Consider the following 19,396-nt stretch of genomic DNA (forward strand, 5'->3'; position numbering starts at 1 on the left):
CAAAGCAAAAAGCCCGGAGAGGTGCCGGGCTTTTCGATGTGTTGGTTGGAACCTATGACGCTCAACTCCGCGGTTTCAAATTCTCCGGATCGTAGAGCGGCTTGTAGCCGACGGCAGCCACCTCGACCGGGTAGGTCTCGCCGAAATATTCGATGGCGAACTTGCGGCCCTCCTGGGCATGGGCCCAGGGCAGATAGGCGAGGCCGATGTTCTTGCCGATGGTCGGGCCATAGGCCATCGATGTGGTGAAGGAGCGGCGGCCGAGTTCGTCGACCAGCGTCTCGCCGGTCTTCGGATCCATCACCGGCATGGTGCCGACGGGATAGCGGGCAACACCCTTCGAATCGACGTTTTCCGTCATCACCAGCGTGCACAGGATCGCCGGCTGGTGCTCGCGGGCGCGGTATTCGACATGTTTTGCCTTGCCGCAGAAATCGTTCTCCTTGACCTTCGGTCGGGCAAGGTCGGCCTCGAGCAGATTGTACTCGGTCAACAGGTCGGCGTTCTGCAGGCGCAGGCTCTTTTCCATGCGCCGGGTGTTGGCATAGGTCTCGACGCCGAACGGCATGACCCCGGTCGAGCGCAGCGCGTCCCAAACGGCCAGGCCGTCTTCGTAACGCATATGCAGTTCCCAGCCCTGCTCGCCGACATAAGAGATGCGGAAGGCGGTGACGTCCTTGCCGCCGATCCTGACCGGCTTGATCGCCGCGAACGGGAAGTTCTCGAGCGAGAGACCATCCGGATTTTCGACCACTTTCTGCAGCGTCGTGCGGGCGTTCGGTCCCCAGATGCCGATGGTGACATATTTTTCCGTCACGTCGGTGATGGTGACGTCAAAGCCTTTATCCTGCGCGGTGCGCTGCATGTAGCGGAAGTCGCGCGGACCGGCGTCGGCGCCGTCGATCAGCCGACAGCGGTCGGCCATGCGGATGACGGTGAAGTCGGCGCGCACCATGCCTTCCTCGTCGAGGAAGTGGGTGTAGATACCCTTGCCGATGTTGTTGTCGCCACCGATCTTGGCCGCACACAGCCACTCCAGCAGCGCGACATGGTCCGGCCCTTCGATGTCGTACATCGAGAAATGCGAGAGGTTGACGATGCCGCAATCCTCGCTCATCGCCAGGTGCTCGGCATTGGACACCCGCCAGAAATGGCGGTTGTCCCATTCGTTCTCACGTACGGGAACCCGGTTGCCATACTTCTCCAGCAGATGCTCGTTGGCGGCATAGCCATGCGCGCGCTCCCAACCGCCCAGCTCCATGAAGTAACCGCCAAGCTCCTTCTCGCGCTCCCAGAACGGCGAGCGGCGGATGTTGCGACCTTTGGAGAACGGCTCGCGCGGATGCACCGCCGGATTGTAGACCTTCATCGCCGTCTCGGTGCAACGATCCCAGATGAACTGCTCTTTCGTCTGGTGCGGATAGAAGCGCGCATAGTCGATGGCGTGATGGTCGATTTCCGTGCGGCCGTCCGTCATCCAGTCGGCGATCAGCTTGCCCATGCCGGGGCCGTCCTTGACCCAGATGGCGACGGCGTACCAGAGGCCCCTCACCTTCTGGCTCTCGCCCATGGACGGGCCGCCATCGGGGGTCACCTGCAACAGGCCGTTGAAGGAATGGCTTTCATTGTAGCCGAGTTCGCCCAGGATCGGCGTCAGCTCCATGGCGCGCTCAAGCGGCGCCAGGATCTGCTCCATGTCGAGATCGCGCTGCGACGGTGACAGCCGCGCCTGATCCTTTTCCAGCAAATCGCGCGGATGGCAGAGGCGCGGATTGGTCTCTTCGTAATAACCCCATTCGATCTGCCCACCCTCGGCGGTCCTGGGGTCGCCGGTGTCGCGCATATAGGCCGAATTACCCTGGTCGCGCAGCAGCGGCCAGCCGATCTCCTTGCCCGTGCCGGCAAACTCATTGTAGGGACCGAAGAAGGTCAGCGGATGGTCGATCGGCATGACCGGCAGGTCCTCGCCGACCATCTCGGCGATCAGCCGGCCCCAGATGCCGGCGCAGACGATGACATAATCGGCCATGATCGTGCCGCGGTCGGTAACGACGCCCTTGATGCGGCCTTCCTCGACGATGAGAGATTTGGCGGGCGTGTTGGCGAAGGATTTGAGTTTCCCCGTAGCTTCCGCCTGGTCGACCAGCTTGCCGGCGACGGTCTGCGAGCGCGGGATGACCAGGCCGGCGTCCGGATCCCACAGGCCGCCCTGCACCATGGACTCTTCGATCAGCGGGAATTTTTCCTTGATCTCGGCCGGTTCGATCAGCCGGGCGCGGGTGCCGAAGGATTTGGCCGAGGCGATCTTGCGCTTGATCTCGTCCATGCGGCTGTCGTCGCCGACGCGCGCCACTTCGAGGCCGCCGATGCGGGCATAATGGCCCATCTTTTCGTAGAAATCGATCGAGTAGAGCGTCGTCCAGCAGGACAAGAAGTCGTGGCTGGTGGTGTAGCAGAAGTCCGAGGCATGCGCCGTCGAGCCGATGTCGGTCGGGATGCCCGATTTGTCGATGCCGACAATGTCGGTCCAGCCGCGTTCGATCAGATGATGGGCGATCGACGCGCCGACAATGCCACCCAGGCCGACGATGACGACCTTCGCCTGTTTCGGAAACTCTGCCATTGCCGCGACTCCAAGGGGATAAAGCGGGCGTGTCCGCGCCCGTTCGAATGGCGCACAATATGCAGAGGACGTGGATGGAGCTACCGCCTGTTTGCGACACGTCGCAGATGCGACGCGACCCGGCGCGCCGGCGTGCCGCCAGTGGCGATCTATCTCAGGCGAAGGCCCAGATGTCCTCGGCCTGGAAGCCGACCTGATAGCCTGATGTCTTGAGCTTGACCACGACCTCGCCGATTTCAGCCGCCGGCAGCGCGCCGACCTCGACCTTGATCATGCCGGGGCGGTAGCGCTTGAGGTCGAGCTGTTCGAAGACGATCCAGTCGGCGCCCTCGCAATCGACCAGGAAGGCGTCGATATGCGTGATGCCGTTGCGGTCGAGCAGCGTCTGCAGCGTTTCCGACGTCACCTCGATATCCCTCACGTGCGGCGCGAACTTGTTGAAATTGGCGTCGTCCTCGCCCCAGGCATTCTTGCCCGACATCAGATTGGTGTCGGTGACCGACGAGCAGCCGATGAAATCGATCGGCAGCGTGCCGGCCTCGAGTGCCGCGGCATCGAAAGTGTGGACGGTGATCGTGCCCTTGGTCTTCGTCACCGCGACCGGTTCGATGACGAAGCGTTCCGTGTCGGGATAGTTGGCGCGCAACCGCTTCTGATTGTACGGGATCGGCTCGACCAGCACGGCCCGCGCCCGCGGAATGCGGTGCAGCCACGGCGTGACGTCGTCGAACAGCGCGCCGTCGCAAGCGCCGACATTGACCATCTGGAAGGCTTGCCCACCGCCAAACCGCGCCTTCAGCGCCGCCTTGGCCAGGAATTTCGTGCCACGCAACGCCGGCCCGCGATCGAGCAGGCCGGCGGGCAGGCCGAGCGAAAGGGCGATGCGCGCCAGCCCGGAAATGGAACTCATGGCTTACCTCCAGGTATGGCGATGGGCCGCCTTCCATTCAGGCTTGCCGACGCCCACAGCGCCATGATCGGGCCGACAAGCAAAAGGTAGGGCGGCAGAAGGTTCGGGAAGTAGATGCGGGTGTCGTGGATCGGAAAGACGGTGAATTTCGCCAGCACGCCGAGCACCAGTGCTGCAAGCAGGATGCCGGCGCGGCGATCGAGCCGGAAGCCGGCGCGGCCGAGCGCAAACCACGCGGCCAGCGCCAGAACCGAGACCCCGACCCAGCTGTTGATGCTGATAGCGCGAATGAAGGATGCGGCAAACGCCTTGAGATAGGCGCCAACCGAGAACGGCGGCTCGAAGCCATCCATATTGTAGTGCTGCTCGATGCTGGAGAACCACAGATGCGGCCACCAGCCGGGATGCTGGGCCCAGTGCGAAATCGCGAAATAGGCGACGAAGGACGCGGCAAAGCCGGCCAGCGCGCCCCACGCCCGCTGCCGGAAGACCAGCAGCAGCACGGCGAAAATGGCCAGGAACACGATGTTGTCCGGCCGCGCCATGAAGGCCAGGAAAAGCAGGACAGCGGTCGCTGCCTCGCGGCCGCGCACATAGGCAAGCAGCCCGCCGAGGAACAGCGCCGAGCACAACAGATCCGGGGTCGAGGCGCGTGCGGCATCGCCGAAATCGGCCATGATCAGCACCGCGCCGACCACAGGCGCCAGCGCAAGCGCGCCTTCGGTTCGCAGCCACAGCAGCGTGATCATCCCGAACAGCAGCACCGAGACCACCTGCAGCACCCGCATCGCCTCGACCGGCGACATCACCGAACTCATCGTCGACAGCATCTCGGCATAGAGAAACTTGATCCGGTACATGCCAAGCAGCGAGTGAAAGTCGGCGGCATTTTGCGCCATATGGCTGCGGAAGCCGCCGCCATCGTCTGTCAGCGCCTTGTAGTCGGCGGCCGAAACGCCGGCCTGGACCGTCCTGTAGGCATAGTCATGCAGCGCCTGGGCATCTGGGTAAGCGCCCTCCTCGGCGATTGTGAGATAAGGCAGCATGTCCCAATTGGCATCGGGCATCGTCCAGGCGGTAAACGCCGTCAGCAGGATATAGAGCGAAAACGCGATCGCGCCGATTGGCGCGGCCCATCGCGCATAAGTCCCCTCGCCCCACGCCAGAGCGGCCGCGGTCAGCCGGTCGAGTGTGTTTTGCGGGGCGGGAGACTTGCTCAGCATTGTCGGACTCGGGACTTCGCTCAACGGACTTCTTTAACGGACCTGGCTTTTGACGAAATCCTTCACGATCCCCACGATGCCGCGCGACAGCAGGCTATCGAAGGCATCGACGAAATGGTCGACATGCTCGCGCTGGCAGATCAGCGGCGGCTCGAGACGGATGACGTTGCGGTTGTATTCGGTGAAGGCGACGAGCACGTCATAGTCGCGCAGCAACAGCGCGCCGACGAAGCCCGACAGCGAGCCCTTCAGCTTGTCGTCGAGGACGCTGACGATCGGACGCAGCACCATCGGCAAGGTCTGCGAGAAGTCGTGGAACTCGAGCCCGACCATAAAGCCTTTGCCGCGCACATCCTTGATGATCTTCGGGTACTTCTCCTTCAGCGCCTGCAGGCGCTGCAGCAGATAGTCGCCGGTAGTGGCGGCGTTGTCGATCAGCCCCTCATCATAGAGCACGTTGATGCCCTCGATCGCGGTGACGCAGGCCTCGCCCATGCCGCCAAAGGTGGCCATGGCATGGATCATCGCCGTCTTCGGCGTGCCATAGGCCTTCATATAGACCTCGCGCCGGGCGATCATCGCGCCGACCGCCGCCTTGCCGGCGCCGAGCGATTTCGCCAGCGCCGTCACATCGGGCACGACGCCATAATGCTCGAAGGCATAGAAGCGTCCCGAACGGCCATAGCCGCACTGCACTTCGTCCGCCACCCACAGCACGCCATACTGGTCGCAGAGCACGCGCAATTTCTGCCAGTATTTGGCCGGCGCCTGGATGATGCCGCCGCCGCCCTGGATTGTCTCAAGCACGATGACGCCGACCTCCGGGTCGGAGCGGAACAGCCGCTCGACCGCTTCGATATCGGCGAACGGAATGCGAACGGTGTTCTCAGCCATCTTGAAGTCCGCGCGGTAGAGCTGGCCATCGGTAATGCCGAGCACGCCCTTGGTCTTGCCGTGGAAGGAATTCTCGGCATAGACGATTTTTGGCCTCTTAGGCCCGGCGGCGCGCTCGGCGAGCTTCACCGCCGCTTCCATCGCTTCCGAACCCGACGAGCCCAGAAACACCATGTCGAGATCGCCGGGCGAGCATTTGGCGATGTTGTGCGCAAGGGCCGATGCATATTGCGACATGAAGGCGATGGCGATTTCCTGGCGCTTCTCCTCCTGGAATTTGCGCCGGGCCTCCAGGATGCGCGGATGGTTGTGGCCGAAGGCCAGCGAACCGAAGCCGCCGAAGAAGTCGAGAATCTTGCGGCCGTTCTGGTCGATGTAGAACATGCCTTCGGCACGCTCGATCTTGATCTTGTGGAAGCCGAGCAGCTTCATGAAATGCAGCTGGCCCGGATTGAGATGCGCCTTGAACAAGTCGGTCATGCGCGCAACATCCATCGCCTTCGCCTGCTCGACGCTGATCAGGTCGGGCTTGGCGATGGCGGTAGGCGACAACGCCGGCGCGCCGACCATGGTGCGCGCGTTCGTCTGCTCAGGCTTGGCCATGACGGTCATTTCGGAGTTCTCCTGGTCGTCCCACCTATTCGGCGGGGACATGATTTGCGGTGACGGCAAGCCCGTCTTTCTTGGCGCGGTATTCGCTGTAGGCGGCGATCAGCATGTCCTCGTCGCGATATTGCGGCACCCAGCCGAGCTGGCGCTCGGCCTTGGATACGTCGAGCACGCACTCCTCATCGGCGATCAGATATTGTTCGGGATCCATGATCGGCATGTTCATGAGATCGAGCAGGTCGAGGGTGCGCTTGACCGCCCAGCCCGGCGTCGGGATCAGCAGCGATTTCGAGCCGGCATGCTTGATCAGGTCGCCCAGCAATTTCTTCACCGGCGGCGGATTGAGGGAGCCCAGATTATAGGCCTGGTTGGGCACGCCTGCCTTCCAGGCCGCGCGGGCAGCTTCCGCGCAATCGAACACCGAGATGAACTGATAGGGGTTCTTGCCCGAGCCGATCATCGGCACAGGAAAATTCCAGTCGATCAGTTTGAACAGCTTTTCCAGGATCCCGAGCCGGCCGGGACCGATGATCAGCCGCGGTCGAAAAAGCGAGATCGACATGCCGCGCTTGCGCCATTGCGCGGCGAGCTCCTCGGTCTTCTGCTTCGACCAGCCATATTCGCCGAGCGGCGCGACCGGGTGCTCCTCGGTCATCGGCTGGGTGACCGTGTGGCCGTAGATCATGTCCGTGGTGTAGTGGACGAGCTTGGACGCGCCGGCCTTGTCCATCGCCTGCATGATGTGTTCGGTGCCGTGGAGATTCACCGGAAAGAAGAAGTCGTGACGCTTGGCCCGCACCTGGATCGGCGACAGCATTTTGGCCGACAGGTTGTAGACCATGTCGTCGGCCTTCAATCCGATGTTGGCCACCGAGGCCGTATCCGTGACATCGCAGGTGACGAAGCGAACGTTGCGATAGTGCGCCAGGTCGCTCTTGACGATGTCGGCAACGACAACCTCTTCACCATCGGCCACAAGCTTCGGGGCAAGATGACGGCCGACGAAGCCGTCGCCGCCGAAAATAACATGTCTCATCGAACGATCTCGCTGGTCTTGTTGGGGATGATGGAAGCGGTTTGGTCGTCATGCCCGCGCCCGCCCAAGTCTCGACCGCTTTGCGCGATCAGCACGGTGCCGACGCAGATGAAGGCGATGCCGGCAATGCGCCAGGCATTGAGGTCCTCGCGGAAGATGAAATAGGCGAAGATCGCAACCGCGACATAGGCAAGGCTGAGGAACGGATACGCAAAGCTGAGCTCGACCTTGGACAGCACATAGAGATGCGAAGCCATCGAGATGACGAAGGTGCACAGGCCGAGAAACACCCATGGGCTGAAAACGACCTGCAACAGCCTCAACAGCGGATTGGTGCCTTCGAACGAAATCGGCCCGAGTGACATCATGCCTTGCTTCAGCATCAGCTGCGCGGCGGCATTGGTCATGACCGTGAACAGAATGAAGACGATGTATTTCATATTTTGCACCCGCCACTCGCAACGGTCGTATTACGAACCTGCAAACATTTCATGAAGTCACGACAATGCTTTGAGTAAACCACGGAAATTACGATCTATTCACCATGACTTATTCGGATTGTACCTATTCAGCTGCCTCGACACGCCCTGGCCGGACGTTGAGCTTTTTCGCCGTCCGCAGCCAGAAACTGGACACGAACGCCGGGTCGCGCAGCGCTTCAAGCCGCTGCCAATTCGGGAAGGAGGCCGCGAAAGTATCAGCGCCCATGCGCGCATCCTTGTACGGGTTGACCGCGCCGCCGGCCGCGACCGTGATGCCGTCGAGTTCGCTGAGCAGGGCCAGCGTCCTGTCGCCGCGATTGGGGAAATCCAGCGTCAACGTGAAGCCTGGCCGCGGAAAAGACAGCAGCCCCGGCGAGCGGATCGAGCCGAAGCGCTTCAACACGGTGAGGAAAGAGCCCTGCCCGGCCCGTCGCGCCGCCTCGAGCAGCGCCGGCACGGTCTGGCGCGCGACATTTTCCGGCACCAAGCTCTGGTGCTGGTAGAGACCTTTCGGGCCATACAGCCGATTCCAGTCGCCGACACCATCAAGCGGAAAGAAAAAGCCCTGGTAGCCGGTTTGGCTCGGCCCCGGCGAGCGCCCCTTCTTCCACCGATAGGCGGCGTTGAAGGCGGTGAGGAACGGCCGGTTGAGCACATTGAACGGCGGCTGGAACGGCACTGAAAAACGGGAGCCGGCGCGAGACGCCGCATGCGAGCCATACTCGGCATGATTGCCTGTCAACAACAGGCCGCGCCCGCGGCCATGGCCGCCGGCAAGCTGGTCGATCCAGGCGACGGCATATTCATTGGCCTGGTCGGCGGCCTCGGCCAGTTCGAAGAATTCGCCGAGATCGGCAAACCGCGTTACCTTCTCGGCGATATCGAGCGAATGCACCCGCATCAGCCGGATCGAGGCCGACAGGATCAGGCCGGTCAGCCCCATGCCGCCGATCGTCGCCGCAAACAGCCTTGCATTGTCGGTTGCCGAGCAGGTGTAGGTCCGCCCGTCCGAGCGCAGCAGCGTGAACGACTCGACATGGCAGCCAAAGGTGCCGCGCCGGTGATGGTTCTTGCCATGGACGTCATTGGCGATCGCGCCGCCAAGGGTGACGAACTGGGTGCCTGGGACGACAGTCGGAAAGAAACCGTAAGGTGCAGTGTGCGCAATGATATCGGAGAGGAACACGCCGGCCTCCGCCTCGAGCAGGCCGGTCTCGGCATTGAAGGCGCCGATGCGGTTCAGCGGCCGCATGTCCACGACCGCACCTGGCCCGTTCTGGCAGGAATCACCGTAGGAGCGGCCATTGCCATAGGCGAGCAGAGCGTTCTTTGTCGCCTTGCCGCTTCGCATCAGCGCGATGGCATCGTCGGCCGCGATGGCTCGCTTTGCGGCCGGCGTGGCGAGGCCAAAACTCCGGTACCGTTCGCCGGCCATGCCCTACCAGCCTCCCGCGACCAGAAGGGCGGCGCCGATCACCACGACGATCTGGCTTCGCCAGTCGCGAATGATGAAGATGACCGGATCATCATTCATCTCGTTGCGGCGCGCCAGGATCCAGACCCGCATGGTCAAATACAGCACGATCGGCGCCAGCGGCCAGACCAGCCTGGGATGCGGATAGAGTTCGCGCACGGAGACGCTGTCCATGTAGAGCGCCAGCACCAGCGCCGAGGAGAAGGCCGACGCCATGCCCGCCTGGGCGACGATCTCCTGATCTTCGATGCGGTAGCCGCGACCGGCAATGCGCTCGCCCACCGGAATGGCTGTGGTGCGCAGTTCGACATAGCGCTTCACCAGCGCCAGCGACAGGAAGAAGAAAATCGAGAAGGCGAGCAGCCAGAACGAGACTTCGACCCCGGTCGCCGCAGCACCTGCCAGCACACGCACTGTGTAGAGCCCCGCCAGCGTCAGTACGTCGGCCAGGAGCATGCGCTTGAACGACAGCGAATAGGCTGTGGTCACCACCAGATAGCCGGCGAGCACGCCCAGGAACTCGATCGGCAACAGAAGCCCGGCGGCGATGCCGATCGTCAGCAGAGCGGCCATCGCGCCGAGACCGAACGGTATCGACAGCGCGCCGCTGGCGAAAGGCCGGTTGCGTTTGGTCGGGTGCTTGCGGTCAAGCGCAAGGTCGAAGAAATCGTTGAGGATGTAGATGGCGGAAGCCACGGCGCTGAAGGAGACGAACGCCAGCAGGCATTGCCAGATCATGTTGATGTTGAAGTATTCATGCGACAGCACCATCGGCACCGCTATCAGCGAATTCTTCAGCCACTGATGCACCCGCAGCATCTTGACGAATGTCTTCAATGTCCTTTTCGGCGCCGGCATCCTTTCGGCGCTATGCGCGGCCTGCCAGCGCCTCGCATGGCGGTCGGGCGCCACGACGATGGCGTTGCGTGCGGCTCCGAAAACCTTGAGGTCGTGCCGGCTGTTGCCGGCATAGTCGAAACCGCCGTCGCCATAGGCGGCGATGAGCGCGTCGCGCTTGCGGCCCGAGGTCATGTTGTGGGGACCGTCGGTCGCCAGCACATAGTCGAAGACGCCCAGATGCGCGGCGATCGCCTCGGCGAACTTGCGTGGCGTACCGGTCGCCAGCACGATCTTGCGTCCGTCGCTATGGTCGGCGCGCAGCCGCTGCAGCAGCGCTTCGCGATAGGGCAGCGAGGCCGGATCGATGTCGATGCGGTCTGCGATCGCTTGTTTCAGCCGCGCCGGGCCGGCGGCCAGCCAGAACGGAACCAGGAAAACATAGAGCGGATTCTTCTTGAGCAGGATGAACAGGCCTTCCCAAAGAAGATCGGTCGCAATCAGCGTGCCGTCGAGGTCGACCGCAAGCGGGATTGCGTTCTTGTCCGACCGCGCATCCATGTCCGTTCTGCCCTATTCATAACCGGTTGCGCCGTGTTTCGGCGTCTTCGCACCGGTATAGCGGCGGAACGGCGTATTGAACGTTAAAACGCACGGTTGCAGCCGGTAGGCGCCACGATATTTCCCGCGTCATTGTTAAGCAATCGCTACCGCGAACAATAAAAGGCCGGGCATTGCCCGGCCTCTACTACATCTGCCTGCCGACTTTACTTGATGCGGGCAACGCCACCCGAGATTTCGACCGTTTCCGAGCCGGTCAGGGCCTCGAGGTCACCATTGGGCAAGGTGACAAAACAGCCGTTCGGGCAGAATTCCACGGTTTCGCCAGCGGCCAGCGCCAACTCCGTCTTGCCGCCGCCTTCCGTCACGATCAGCGTACGGGTCTCAGCATCCTTGTTGACCGCGCTGGCGGCAAAGGCCGAGCCACTCGCTGCGGTAAGAGCGATGGCGACGACGAGCGACTTCCACATTTTGCAATATCGGTGTTTCCACACCGCCTCTGTTGCATTTCGCAAGGCATTCTCGCCTTTGCATGTGAGCTTATATGAGATGCAAGCTGAACCGCAACTGAATGCCGCATTCATGCCGCAATCGGTTTGGGAGGAGCTTGGGGCCTAGCTGGGATCGGGTTTGCGGGCCTTGCGACCAGTTTTGGCCAGCCGCTTCGCCTCGGTGGCGGCTCTGGCCTCCGCCTGCTCCTTCTCGGCGAACTCGACTTCGATCTTGTCGTCGTCGATCGGCCATGCGTCGGTCTGCTTGACCTTGACCTCGGCGCGCGGCGTCGAGGGGATTTCTATGTGCTCGGCGTCAAAAGCATCGAGAACGGCAAAGCGGATATCGTTCTGAACGATGGCGCCGTTCAGCACATCGGCCAGGAACACGCGGATCTCGAACTCGAGTGCTGCCGGCCCGAAATTGGTGAACAGCACGAAGGGTTCCGGGTTCTTCAGCACCAGCGCATGGCCGCGCGCAATCTCAAGCAGGACCGCGTGTACCCGCTTGACGTCGCTGCCATAGGCGACCCCGACCTTGATCTCCACACGTCCGAGCTTGTTGCGGTGCGTCCAGTTGCCGACGGCGTTGTTGATGAGGTTCGAATTGGGCAGGATCACCGATTGCCGCTGGAAGGTCTCGATTTCGGTGGCGCGCACGCTGATCTTCTTGACCGTGCCTGATGTGTCGCCGGCGACGATCCAGTCGCCGACCTTGAACGGCCGCTCGGCGAGAAGGATCAGGCCCGACACGAAGTTGGACACGACATTCTGCAGGCCAAAGCCGATACCCAGCGAGAGTGCGCCGGCAACGAGCGCCAAATTGGAAAGATCGATGCCCGCCGCCGAGATGCCGACCAGGCCGGCGAGCGCGACGCCGGCATAGCCGACCGCCAGCCGGATCGAGTTGCGCACGCCGGTATCGACCTTGCCGCGAGCCATAACCGAGCCGTCGAGCCAGCCCTGGAACCAGCGGGTCAGGAAATAGCCGATGATGAAGACGACGATGCCGGTGAGGATGCCGGTGACCGAAATCGTCACCGAACCGACGGTGACGCCTGTCGCCAATTTATAGCCCCAGGCCTGGATATCGCCGGGCTGGAAGCCCCACATCAACAGGATCAGCGGCAGGAACACCAGCACGATCATCAGGTTGATGGCGACGCTGACGACGAGGCCGAGTTGGTCGAGCGCGGTGTCCTCATAGCTGGAATTGGTCTTCAGCCAGCGCCCGATGGACGTGCCGGCGAAACCACCCTCCTCGCCGATCTCGCGCGCCGACAGGAAGCCGATATAGGCGGTGAGCAGGATGGTGCCAGTGACCACGACCTGCAACGAGACGAAGATGGCAAGACCGATATAGCCGAACAGCGCCGCCGCAATCGTGAACAGGCCGAGCGCGACACAGGTGTAGCGCAGCCAGGCCGGCCAGCGGCGCCAGCGCCCAGCGACGTCCTTGTAAGGCTTCAGCAGCGCCATCAGGATCAGGATGACCCCGACGATCACGGTGGCGACAAAACTCCTGGCCACCGTCAGCGACAGAGGCGAGCCCATCTTGTCGTTGACGATCGACAGGAAATTGTTGATGCCGATGACGACTGCCATGGCCGTCGTCAGCCGCACCAGCCAACGCGCCGGGCCGGTCTCGACCTGGATCAGACGCCAGTTCGGCATGCTGGGCGACAGAGCCGCATTGGTCAGGCGGTTGACACAGAACACTATGGCGATGACGGCTGCCAGAGCGTTGAGGAACACGCCTATGTCGCCGCGCAGCACATTGTAGTAGTTGTACAGGAACACCGTCGAGGCGAGGAAGGCGCTGACCGCCAGCGTCGGCAGCAAGGTCGACCAGAACGCCACCGACAGGCGACTGAGATACGTCGGATCTTCAACCGACGCGTCGGGCTCGAAGATGCGCCCAAACAGGCGGCGCCCACCGACCAGAAGCACCACGGCCAACGCAAGCGCCATGAGGGTCGCCGCGAGCATCGCCTGGAACTTGAACTTGAAGGCAAAGCTCAGCCACGACGACACCGCCCTGTAAAAATTGGCGTATTCGTCCCTTGCGTCGGAAAACACCTGCGGGCTCAGTGCATCGGACAGCACATAGCGCTTGGTTAGGCCGCTGCGAAACAGCTCGCTGCGCATATTACCGATCTTCTCGATCAGCGAATTGATGCGAATCGACAGGTTCTGCGCCCCGGCGATGACGGCGTTGATCTCCGCCTTTTCCGACGCCAGCGCCTGGCGCTCGCCGGTCACGATGTCCGGTTCAGGGGGCTGTCCGGCAGCCGGCGGGGCGCCAAGCTGCTCGAGCCTCGAATTGATCTCTCCCAGCCGCGAACGAAACGCCAGCGCGCTGTTCAGCGCACCGCGCGACAGCTCTTCCAGCTGCAGGCGGATCTCGACGAGGGTGGTGTCGTCGACGCCGTCCTCCTGGACTTTCTTCTCCAGAGCGTCGGTTTTCGTCGTCAAACCCTGCAGGATTTTCTGCTGGTCGGCGACCAGCCCGGCAGGCGCCTGGCCCAGCCCCTGCGCCATCGCGCCGAACGAATGCGGCGCCAAGGCAACGAGCGCGAGGACCAGGATCAGGCGAAAGAAGCGAAAAAGCATAATGGTGGCGACTCAAAGGGCGGCAAGGCCGCTTCTAAAGCGGTCCTTGATAGAGACGCTCATCCCGTGGAGCAAGTCGTGGCGAAGTCATGACAGTTGGGCGCCTTGCGGGAGTCGGCCAGTCGAAAAGCCATGGCGCAATCTTGGCTTTGCGCCCGCCGCCTGCTCTATAGTCTGCCGCATCGCACCCGAGCCGGATGGCTTCAGGTCTGTTGGACCTGAAATCATCCGGCCTACAAATCAAAGATATAGAGCATGATGTCGTCCGAAAACCGCTTCACACTTTTCGGCATCATGCTCTAGGGATGACATGAAGAATGGCGGAATATTCAGCCCTTTCGCTTCTCACGAACGCGCTCAAGGGAAACAAGGACTGGAAGCCGGCCTGGCGCAAGCCCGACCCCAAGGCTTCCTATGACGTCATCATCATCGGTGGCGGCGGCCACGGCCTGTCGACGGCGTACTATCTGGCCAAGGAGCACGGCATCACCAATGTCGCGGTGCTGGAAAAGGGCTGGCTGGGTTCCGGCAATGTCGGCCGTAACACCACGGCGGTGCGCTCCAACTACCTTTTGCCGTCCAACACCCGCTTCTACGAACATTCGATGAAGATGTGGGAGAACCTTTCGCACGACCTCAACTACAACGTCATGTTCTCGCAGCGCGGCTGCCTGAATCTGGCTCACACGCCGGGCCAGTTCGACGACTTGGCAAGGCGCGGCAACGCCATGCGCCATCTCGGCGTCGATGCCGAGCTGATGAGCACCGCCGAGATCGCGCGCCTGGTCCCGGCGCTGGACATGTCGGCCTCCGCGCGCTTTCCCATCGTCGGCGGCCTGATGCAGCCGCGCGCCGGCACCGCCCGTCACGATGCGGTTGCCTGGGGTTATGCCCGCGGCGCCGACCGACGCGGCGTCGACATCGTCGAGAATTGCGAGGTCACCGGCTTCCTGCGCGACGGCGACCGCATCACCGGCGTGCAAACGACGCGCGGAGAGATCCGCGGCAAGAAAGTTGCCGTGGCCGTTGCCGGCAGCACCGGACGGGTGATGCAGCTTGCCGGCATCGACAGGATGCCGATCGAGAGCCATGTGCTGCAGGCCTTCGTCACCGAATCGCTGAAACCTTTCGTCGACACGGTGCTGACCTTCGGCATGGGTCATTTCTACATGTCGCAGTCCGACAAGGGCGGCCTCGTCTACGGCGGTGACATCGACGGCTACAACAGCTACGCTCAGCGCGGCAACCTGCCCATCGTCGATGAGGTGATGAGCGAGATGCTGGCGCTGTTTCCCGGCCTTGCGCGTGTACGCATGCTGCGCTCATGGGGCGGCGTCTGCGACATGTCGATGGACGGTTCGCCGATCATCACCACCGGCCCGCTGCCAGGCATGTATCTCAATTGCGGCTGGTGCTATGGCGGCTTCAAGGCGACGCCGGCCTCGGGCTGGTGCTTCGCATACACCATCGCCAAGGACGAACCGCACGCGTTCAACGCGCCGTTCACGCTCGACCGTTTTTATCGCGGCCTAGTGATTGACGACAAGGGCCAGGGCGCAACGCCCCGGCTGCATTAGGGTTCAAACAAATGCTTATCACTTGTCCCTATTGCGGCCCGCGCGACGTCATCGAGTTCACCTATCAGGGCGACGGCAACCGCGAGCGCCCGCAGCCCAACTCGCAGGACCTCGACGCCTGGAACGCCTATGTCTACGATCGGCTGAACCCGGCCGGCGACCACAATGAGATCTGGCAGCATTCGGGCGGCTGCCGCACCCATCTGAGGATGGTGCGCAACACGGTCACGCATGAGATTTCCAGCACCGGTTTCGCCCGCGGCGACCACAATGCCGCCGCCCGGCACAAAGCCGGAGGCAAGTCGTGAGCCCGCGCCGCACCGAGACCGGCGGCCGCGTCGACCGGCTGCGCACCATCCGCTTCACCTTCGACGGCACGCCCTACACCGGCCATGCCGGCGACACGCTGGCCTCGGCGCTGCTTGCTAACGGCGTCACGCTTTTCGGCCGCTCATTCAAATACCACCGCCCGCGCGGCCTGCTCTCGGCCGGCGTCGAGGAACCGAACGCGCTGGTGACGGTGCTGCGCGGCGAATTGCGCGAGCCCAACATCGCCGCAACCATGGTCGAGATCTATGACGGGCTGGTGGCCGTCAGCCAGAACCGCTTTCCCTCGCTCGCCTGGGACATCAACGCCGTCAACCAGCTCGGCGGCAAGATCCTGGCCGCCGGCTTCTACTACAAGACCTTCATGGGCCCTGTCTTCGGCCCCTTGAAAGGCACCCGCTTCTGGATGTTCTGCGAGCATTTCATCCGCCGCGCCGCCGGCCTGGGCCGCGCCGGTATTGCCGCCGACACCTCGCGCTACGAGCGCATGAACGCGTTTTGCGACGTGCTGGTGGTCGGCTCCGGCCCGGCCGGCCTGTCAGCCGCCAAGGCCGCTGCCGACCAGGGCGCGCGCGTCATCCTGGCCGAACTCGAGCCGCGTTTCGGCGGCTCGGCCAACTGGTCCGGCGAGGCCATCGACGGCGCGCCGGCCGCCGACTGGGCGGCGCGCGCCGTCAGCCAGCTCGAAGGCCATGACACGGTCCGCCTGCTGCCGCGCACCACAGTGTGGGGCTATTACGACGGCAACACGCTGGCTGCACTCGAGCGCGTCACCGACCATAAGGAGACGCCCGGCAAGGGCGAGCCTCGCCATCGCTACTGGGCGATCCGCGCCAAAACGGTGGTGCTGGCCACCGGCTCATTCGAGCGGCCGCTTGTGTTCCCCGGCAACGACCGGCCGGGCGTCATGCTGGCGCATGCCGCCGAGCGCTATGTTAGTGATTATGGCGTGCTGCCCGGCGACAGGATCGCGCTGTTCACCAACAATGACAGCGCCTATCGCTCGGCGCTGGCGCTGAGGAAGGCCGGCGCGGCTATTGTCGCCATCATCGAGGTGCGCCCCGAACTGTCGGCCGAGATGCGCAGTCTCGCCACCGAGGCCGAAGCCGAAATCCTCTCCGGCCATGCCGTAGTCGCCACCGAGGGCGGCAAGGCGCTCTCCGGCCTCAAGGTGCAGCGCTTCGACATGACCTCGGGCACGCTCAGCGGTGACGCCCGCAGCATCCACGCCGATAGCCTGCTGATGTCGGGCGGCTGGTCGCCGACCATCCACCTCGCCAGCCAGGCTGGCGCGAGAGCCGAGTGGAATCCTGCCCGCCAGGCCTTCCTGCCGCCAAAGCAAACGCAACAGCGCTGGCCAAATCAGCAATGGATTGGTGCGGGTGCTTTCAACGGCAGCTTCTCGACTATCGAAGCGATCACTGAGGGCCGCGCAGCCGGCCTGTCCGCAGCGGGCGGAGCGGCTGCGCCGGCAGCCTTGCCGGATGTCGAAGCAGCCCCGGGAAACCCAGATCCGGCCCCGGTGTTCGAGATCAAGGCGAAAGGCAAAAGCTTCGTCGACTTCCAGCATGATGTCACCGCCGAGGACGTGCGGCTGGCGCATCGCGAAGGTTTTGTCTCCGTCGAGCATCTGAAGCGCTACACCACGCTCGGCATGGCGACCGACCAGGGCAAGAACTCCAACGTTCCGGGCCTCGCCATCATGGCCGAGGCGTTGGGCAAACCGATCCCCGAAGTCGGAACGACGCGCTTCCGCCCGCCCTATTCCGCGGTGTCGATCGGCTCGCTTGCCGCCGAACGCTTCGGCGATCTGAAACCCGAGCGCCTGACGCCCATGCATGACTGGCACCTCGCCAATGGCGCAACGATGTATTCCGCTGGCCTCTGGTATCGACCAATGATCTACGGCCTTGCCGGCGAGACGGTCGAGCAGGCCTATGTCCGTGAAGCCAGGGCGACGCGCGAAAGCGCCGGCATCGTCGACGTCTCGACGCTGGGCAAGATCGCCGTTCAGGGGCCGGATGCGGGCGAATTCCTCGACCGGGTCTACACCAACATGTTTTCCACCCTCCCCGTCGGCAAGGCCCGCTACGGCCTGATGCTGCGCGAGGACGGGCTGGCCTTCGACGACGGCACCACATGGCGGCTCGGCGAACAGGATTTCCTGATGACGACCACCACGGCCAACGCCGGCAAGGTGATGCAGCATCTGGAATATTTCCTCGACGTCATCTGGCCGGAGCTCAAAGTGCACGTCACCTCGGTAACCGACGAATGGGCGGGCGCGGCCATCGGCGGGCCGAAGGCGCGGGCCATCCTCGCCGCCTGTGTCACCGGCACCGCGGTCGACAACACAGCCCTGCCGTTCATGGGCATCGTGCGCGGCGAGATATCAGGCGTGCCGGTGATGATTTGCCGGCTGTCCTTCTCCGGAGAAATGGCCTTCGAGGTCTATTGCGGCGCCGGCTACGGCACCCATGTCTGGGAAGCCCTTATCGAAGCCGGCAAGCCGTTCGGCCTGGTCACCTACGGGCTGGAGGCGTTGGGCACGATGCGCATCGAAAAGGGCCATGTCACCGGCGCGGAGATCGACGGGCGCACTACGGCGCGCGACCTGCATCTCGACTGGATGCTGTCGAAGAAGAAGCCGTTCATCGGCTCGGCGATGATGGACCGCGAAGGCCTGATCGCGCCCGAGCGGCTGCAGCTGGTCGGCCTAGTCTCGCTCGACAATCGGCCGTTCAATGGCGGAGCCCACCTCGTCGAGGAACTGGACGAAGCCAATCCGCACGACTCCATCGGCCATATCACCGCCTGCTGCTACTCGCCGGCGCTGGGCAAGCACATCGCGCTGGCTTTGGTCGAGGGCGGCAAGGCGCGCCATGGCACCCGGGCATTCGTCTCCGATCCGCTGCGCAAGCGGTTCGGGCCGGTCGAGATCGTCTCCAACCATTTCTACGACCCGGACGGGAGCCGCATGCATGGCTGAGCGCCAATCACCCGAACGCCAATCACCCGAGCGCCTCTCGCCGCTCGAGCCGGTGTCCCATCCGGGTTCGCACGGCAATTTCGAGCATGGCGTTGAAGTCATCCTGACCGAGACCCGGCCGGGCTCGATCCTGCAGCTGGCCGCGTGGCCGGGCGCGGAAAAGCAACTGATCGACGTGATCGGCAAGGTCACCGGCCTCGATTTGCCCGATGGCGCCGGCGGCGGTCTCGCCAAGGACGGCAAGGCCGTGTTCGGTTTCGCGCCTGGAAAATTCACAGTCGTCGACGAGGCCGAGGGCCTGGCGGCGCGTTTTGCCGGGGACGTAACCCCGGCAATCGGCACGATCACCGACCTGTCGCATGGCCGCACCGCTATCCGCATCGCCGGCCCTAAGGCCGAATGGGTGCTGGCGAAATTCTTCGCCATCGACTTCGCCCTGCCCGCCTTCCCCACAGGCTCCGGCCGTTCGACCACCCATCACGACGTCTTTGCGCAGATCCAGCGCACCGGCGCCGACCAGTTCGACATCTATGTCTTCCGCTCCTTCGCCCGATCGTTCTGGAAGGCGCTCTGCCATGCCAGCGAGGAGGTCGGCTACGAGGTTCAGTAGGGCCAAAAGCCGTTCTGGCCTCAAGGCCAGCCGGTTCTGCCGCTAGAGAATGCTCCAATGGAAGCCCATGGTGGGGAACGTGGCCCAACCGGCCCAGGGGATTAAAAAGATCCCGTCTCAGAGTCGGCATCGTCGTTTGG

14 protein-coding genes are annotated in these 19,396 nt (G+C 63.3%); 4 read left to right on the top strand and 10 right to left on the bottom strand.

The window, feature by feature from the left end; translation table 11 throughout:
• Positions 1-61: 61 nt before the first annotated feature.
• The 10 genes from NKJ88_RS25370 to NKJ88_RS25415 form a co-directional block, all read right to left on the bottom strand.
• A complete protein-coding gene (locus NKJ88_RS25370; RefSeq protein ID WP_023823083.1) occupies positions 62-2,623 on the bottom strand; it encodes a GcvT family protein in 2,562 nt (853 codons plus the stop codon).
• A 154-nt stretch (positions 2,624-2,777) separates the two neighbouring features.
• Positions 2,778-3,533 carry an FkbM family methyltransferase gene (locus NKJ88_RS25375; protein WP_023823084.1) on the bottom strand — a complete coding sequence of 252 codons (756 nt, stop codon included), beginning with the start codon at positions 3,531-3,533 and terminating at the stop codon, positions 2,778-2,780.
• Positions 3,530-4,756 (bottom strand): glycosyltransferase 87 family protein, encoded by a 1,227-nt coding sequence (locus NKJ88_RS25380; RefSeq protein WP_023706096.1) that lies wholly within the window; start codon positions 4,754-4,756, stop codon positions 3,530-3,532. The genes NKJ88_RS25375 and NKJ88_RS25380 overlap by 4 nt, the downstream gene beginning before the upstream one ends.
• A gap of 33 nt (positions 4,757-4,789) precedes the next feature.
• A complete protein-coding gene (locus NKJ88_RS25385; protein ID WP_245259874.1) occupies positions 4,790-6,220 on the bottom strand; it encodes an aspartate aminotransferase family protein in 1,431 nt (476 codons plus the stop codon).
• Between the two features lie 67 nt (positions 6,221-6,287).
• Positions 6,288-7,295, bottom strand: coding sequence for an NAD-dependent epimerase/dehydratase family protein (locus NKJ88_RS25390; RefSeq protein WP_023700339.1), 1,008 nt, complete (start codon positions 7,293-7,295; stop codon positions 6,288-6,290).
• Positions 7,292-7,735, bottom strand: coding sequence for an EamA family transporter (locus NKJ88_RS25395; RefSeq protein ID WP_023700340.1), 444 nt, complete (start codon positions 7,733-7,735; stop codon positions 7,292-7,294). Before NKJ88_RS25395 ends, NKJ88_RS25390 begins: the two co-directional genes overlap by 4 nt.
• A 124-nt stretch (positions 7,736-7,859) precedes the next feature.
• Positions 7,860-9,212 carry an FAD-binding oxidoreductase gene (locus NKJ88_RS25400; protein ID WP_023706098.1) on the bottom strand — a complete coding sequence of 451 codons (1,353 nt, stop codon included), beginning with the start codon at positions 9,210-9,212 and terminating at the stop codon, positions 7,860-7,862.
• A 3-nt stretch (positions 9,213-9,215) separates the two neighbouring features.
• The gene (locus NKJ88_RS25405; RefSeq protein ID WP_023691000.1) at positions 9,216-10,649 is read right to left on the bottom strand and encodes a UbiA family prenyltransferase; all 1,434 of its coding nucleotides are present in this window, start codon (positions 10,647-10,649) and stop codon (positions 9,216-9,218) included.
• A gap of 206 nt (positions 10,650-10,855) precedes the next feature.
• Positions 10,856-11,119 (bottom strand): hypothetical protein, encoded by a 264-nt coding sequence (locus NKJ88_RS25410; RefSeq protein WP_023670370.1) that lies wholly within the window; start codon positions 11,117-11,119, stop codon positions 10,856-10,858.
• A gap of 144 nt (positions 11,120-11,263) precedes the next feature.
• Complete coding sequence (locus NKJ88_RS25415) at positions 11,264-13,753, bottom strand: mechanosensitive ion channel family protein (protein WP_023700342.1); 2,490 nt, start codon at positions 13,751-13,753, stop codon at positions 11,264-11,266.
• A 317-nt stretch (positions 13,754-14,070) separates the two neighbouring features.
• On the opposite strand from NKJ88_RS25415, the gene NKJ88_RS25420 reads away from it, so the two are divergent.
• The 4 genes from NKJ88_RS25420 to NKJ88_RS25435 are packed head-to-tail and all read left to right on the top strand — an operon-like array spanning position 14,071 to position 19,256.
• Complete coding sequence (locus NKJ88_RS25420) at positions 14,071-15,330, top strand: sarcosine oxidase subunit beta family protein (RefSeq protein ID WP_023670368.1); 1,260 nt, start codon at positions 14,071-14,073, stop codon at positions 15,328-15,330.
• Positions 15,331-15,341: 11 nt separating this feature from the next.
• Positions 15,342-15,638, top strand: coding sequence for a sarcosine oxidase subunit delta (locus NKJ88_RS25425; protein WP_023670367.1), 297 nt, complete (start codon positions 15,342-15,344; stop codon positions 15,636-15,638).
• Positions 15,635-18,646, top strand: coding sequence for a sarcosine oxidase subunit alpha (locus NKJ88_RS25430; protein ID WP_352446005.1), 3,012 nt, complete (start codon positions 15,635-15,637; stop codon positions 18,644-18,646). The genes NKJ88_RS25425 and NKJ88_RS25430 overlap by 4 nt, the downstream gene beginning before the upstream one ends.
• Entirely contained in the window at positions 18,639-19,256 is a 618-nt protein-coding gene (locus NKJ88_RS25435; RefSeq protein WP_352446007.1) for a sarcosine oxidase subunit gamma, read from the top strand. Before NKJ88_RS25430 ends, NKJ88_RS25435 begins: the two co-directional genes overlap by 8 nt.
• Positions 19,257-19,396: the final 140 nt, after the last annotated feature.

The organism is Mesorhizobium sp. M0016 (assembly GCF_040324035.1).
GTDB lineage: Bacteria > Pseudomonadota > Alphaproteobacteria > Rhizobiales > Rhizobiaceae > Mesorhizobium.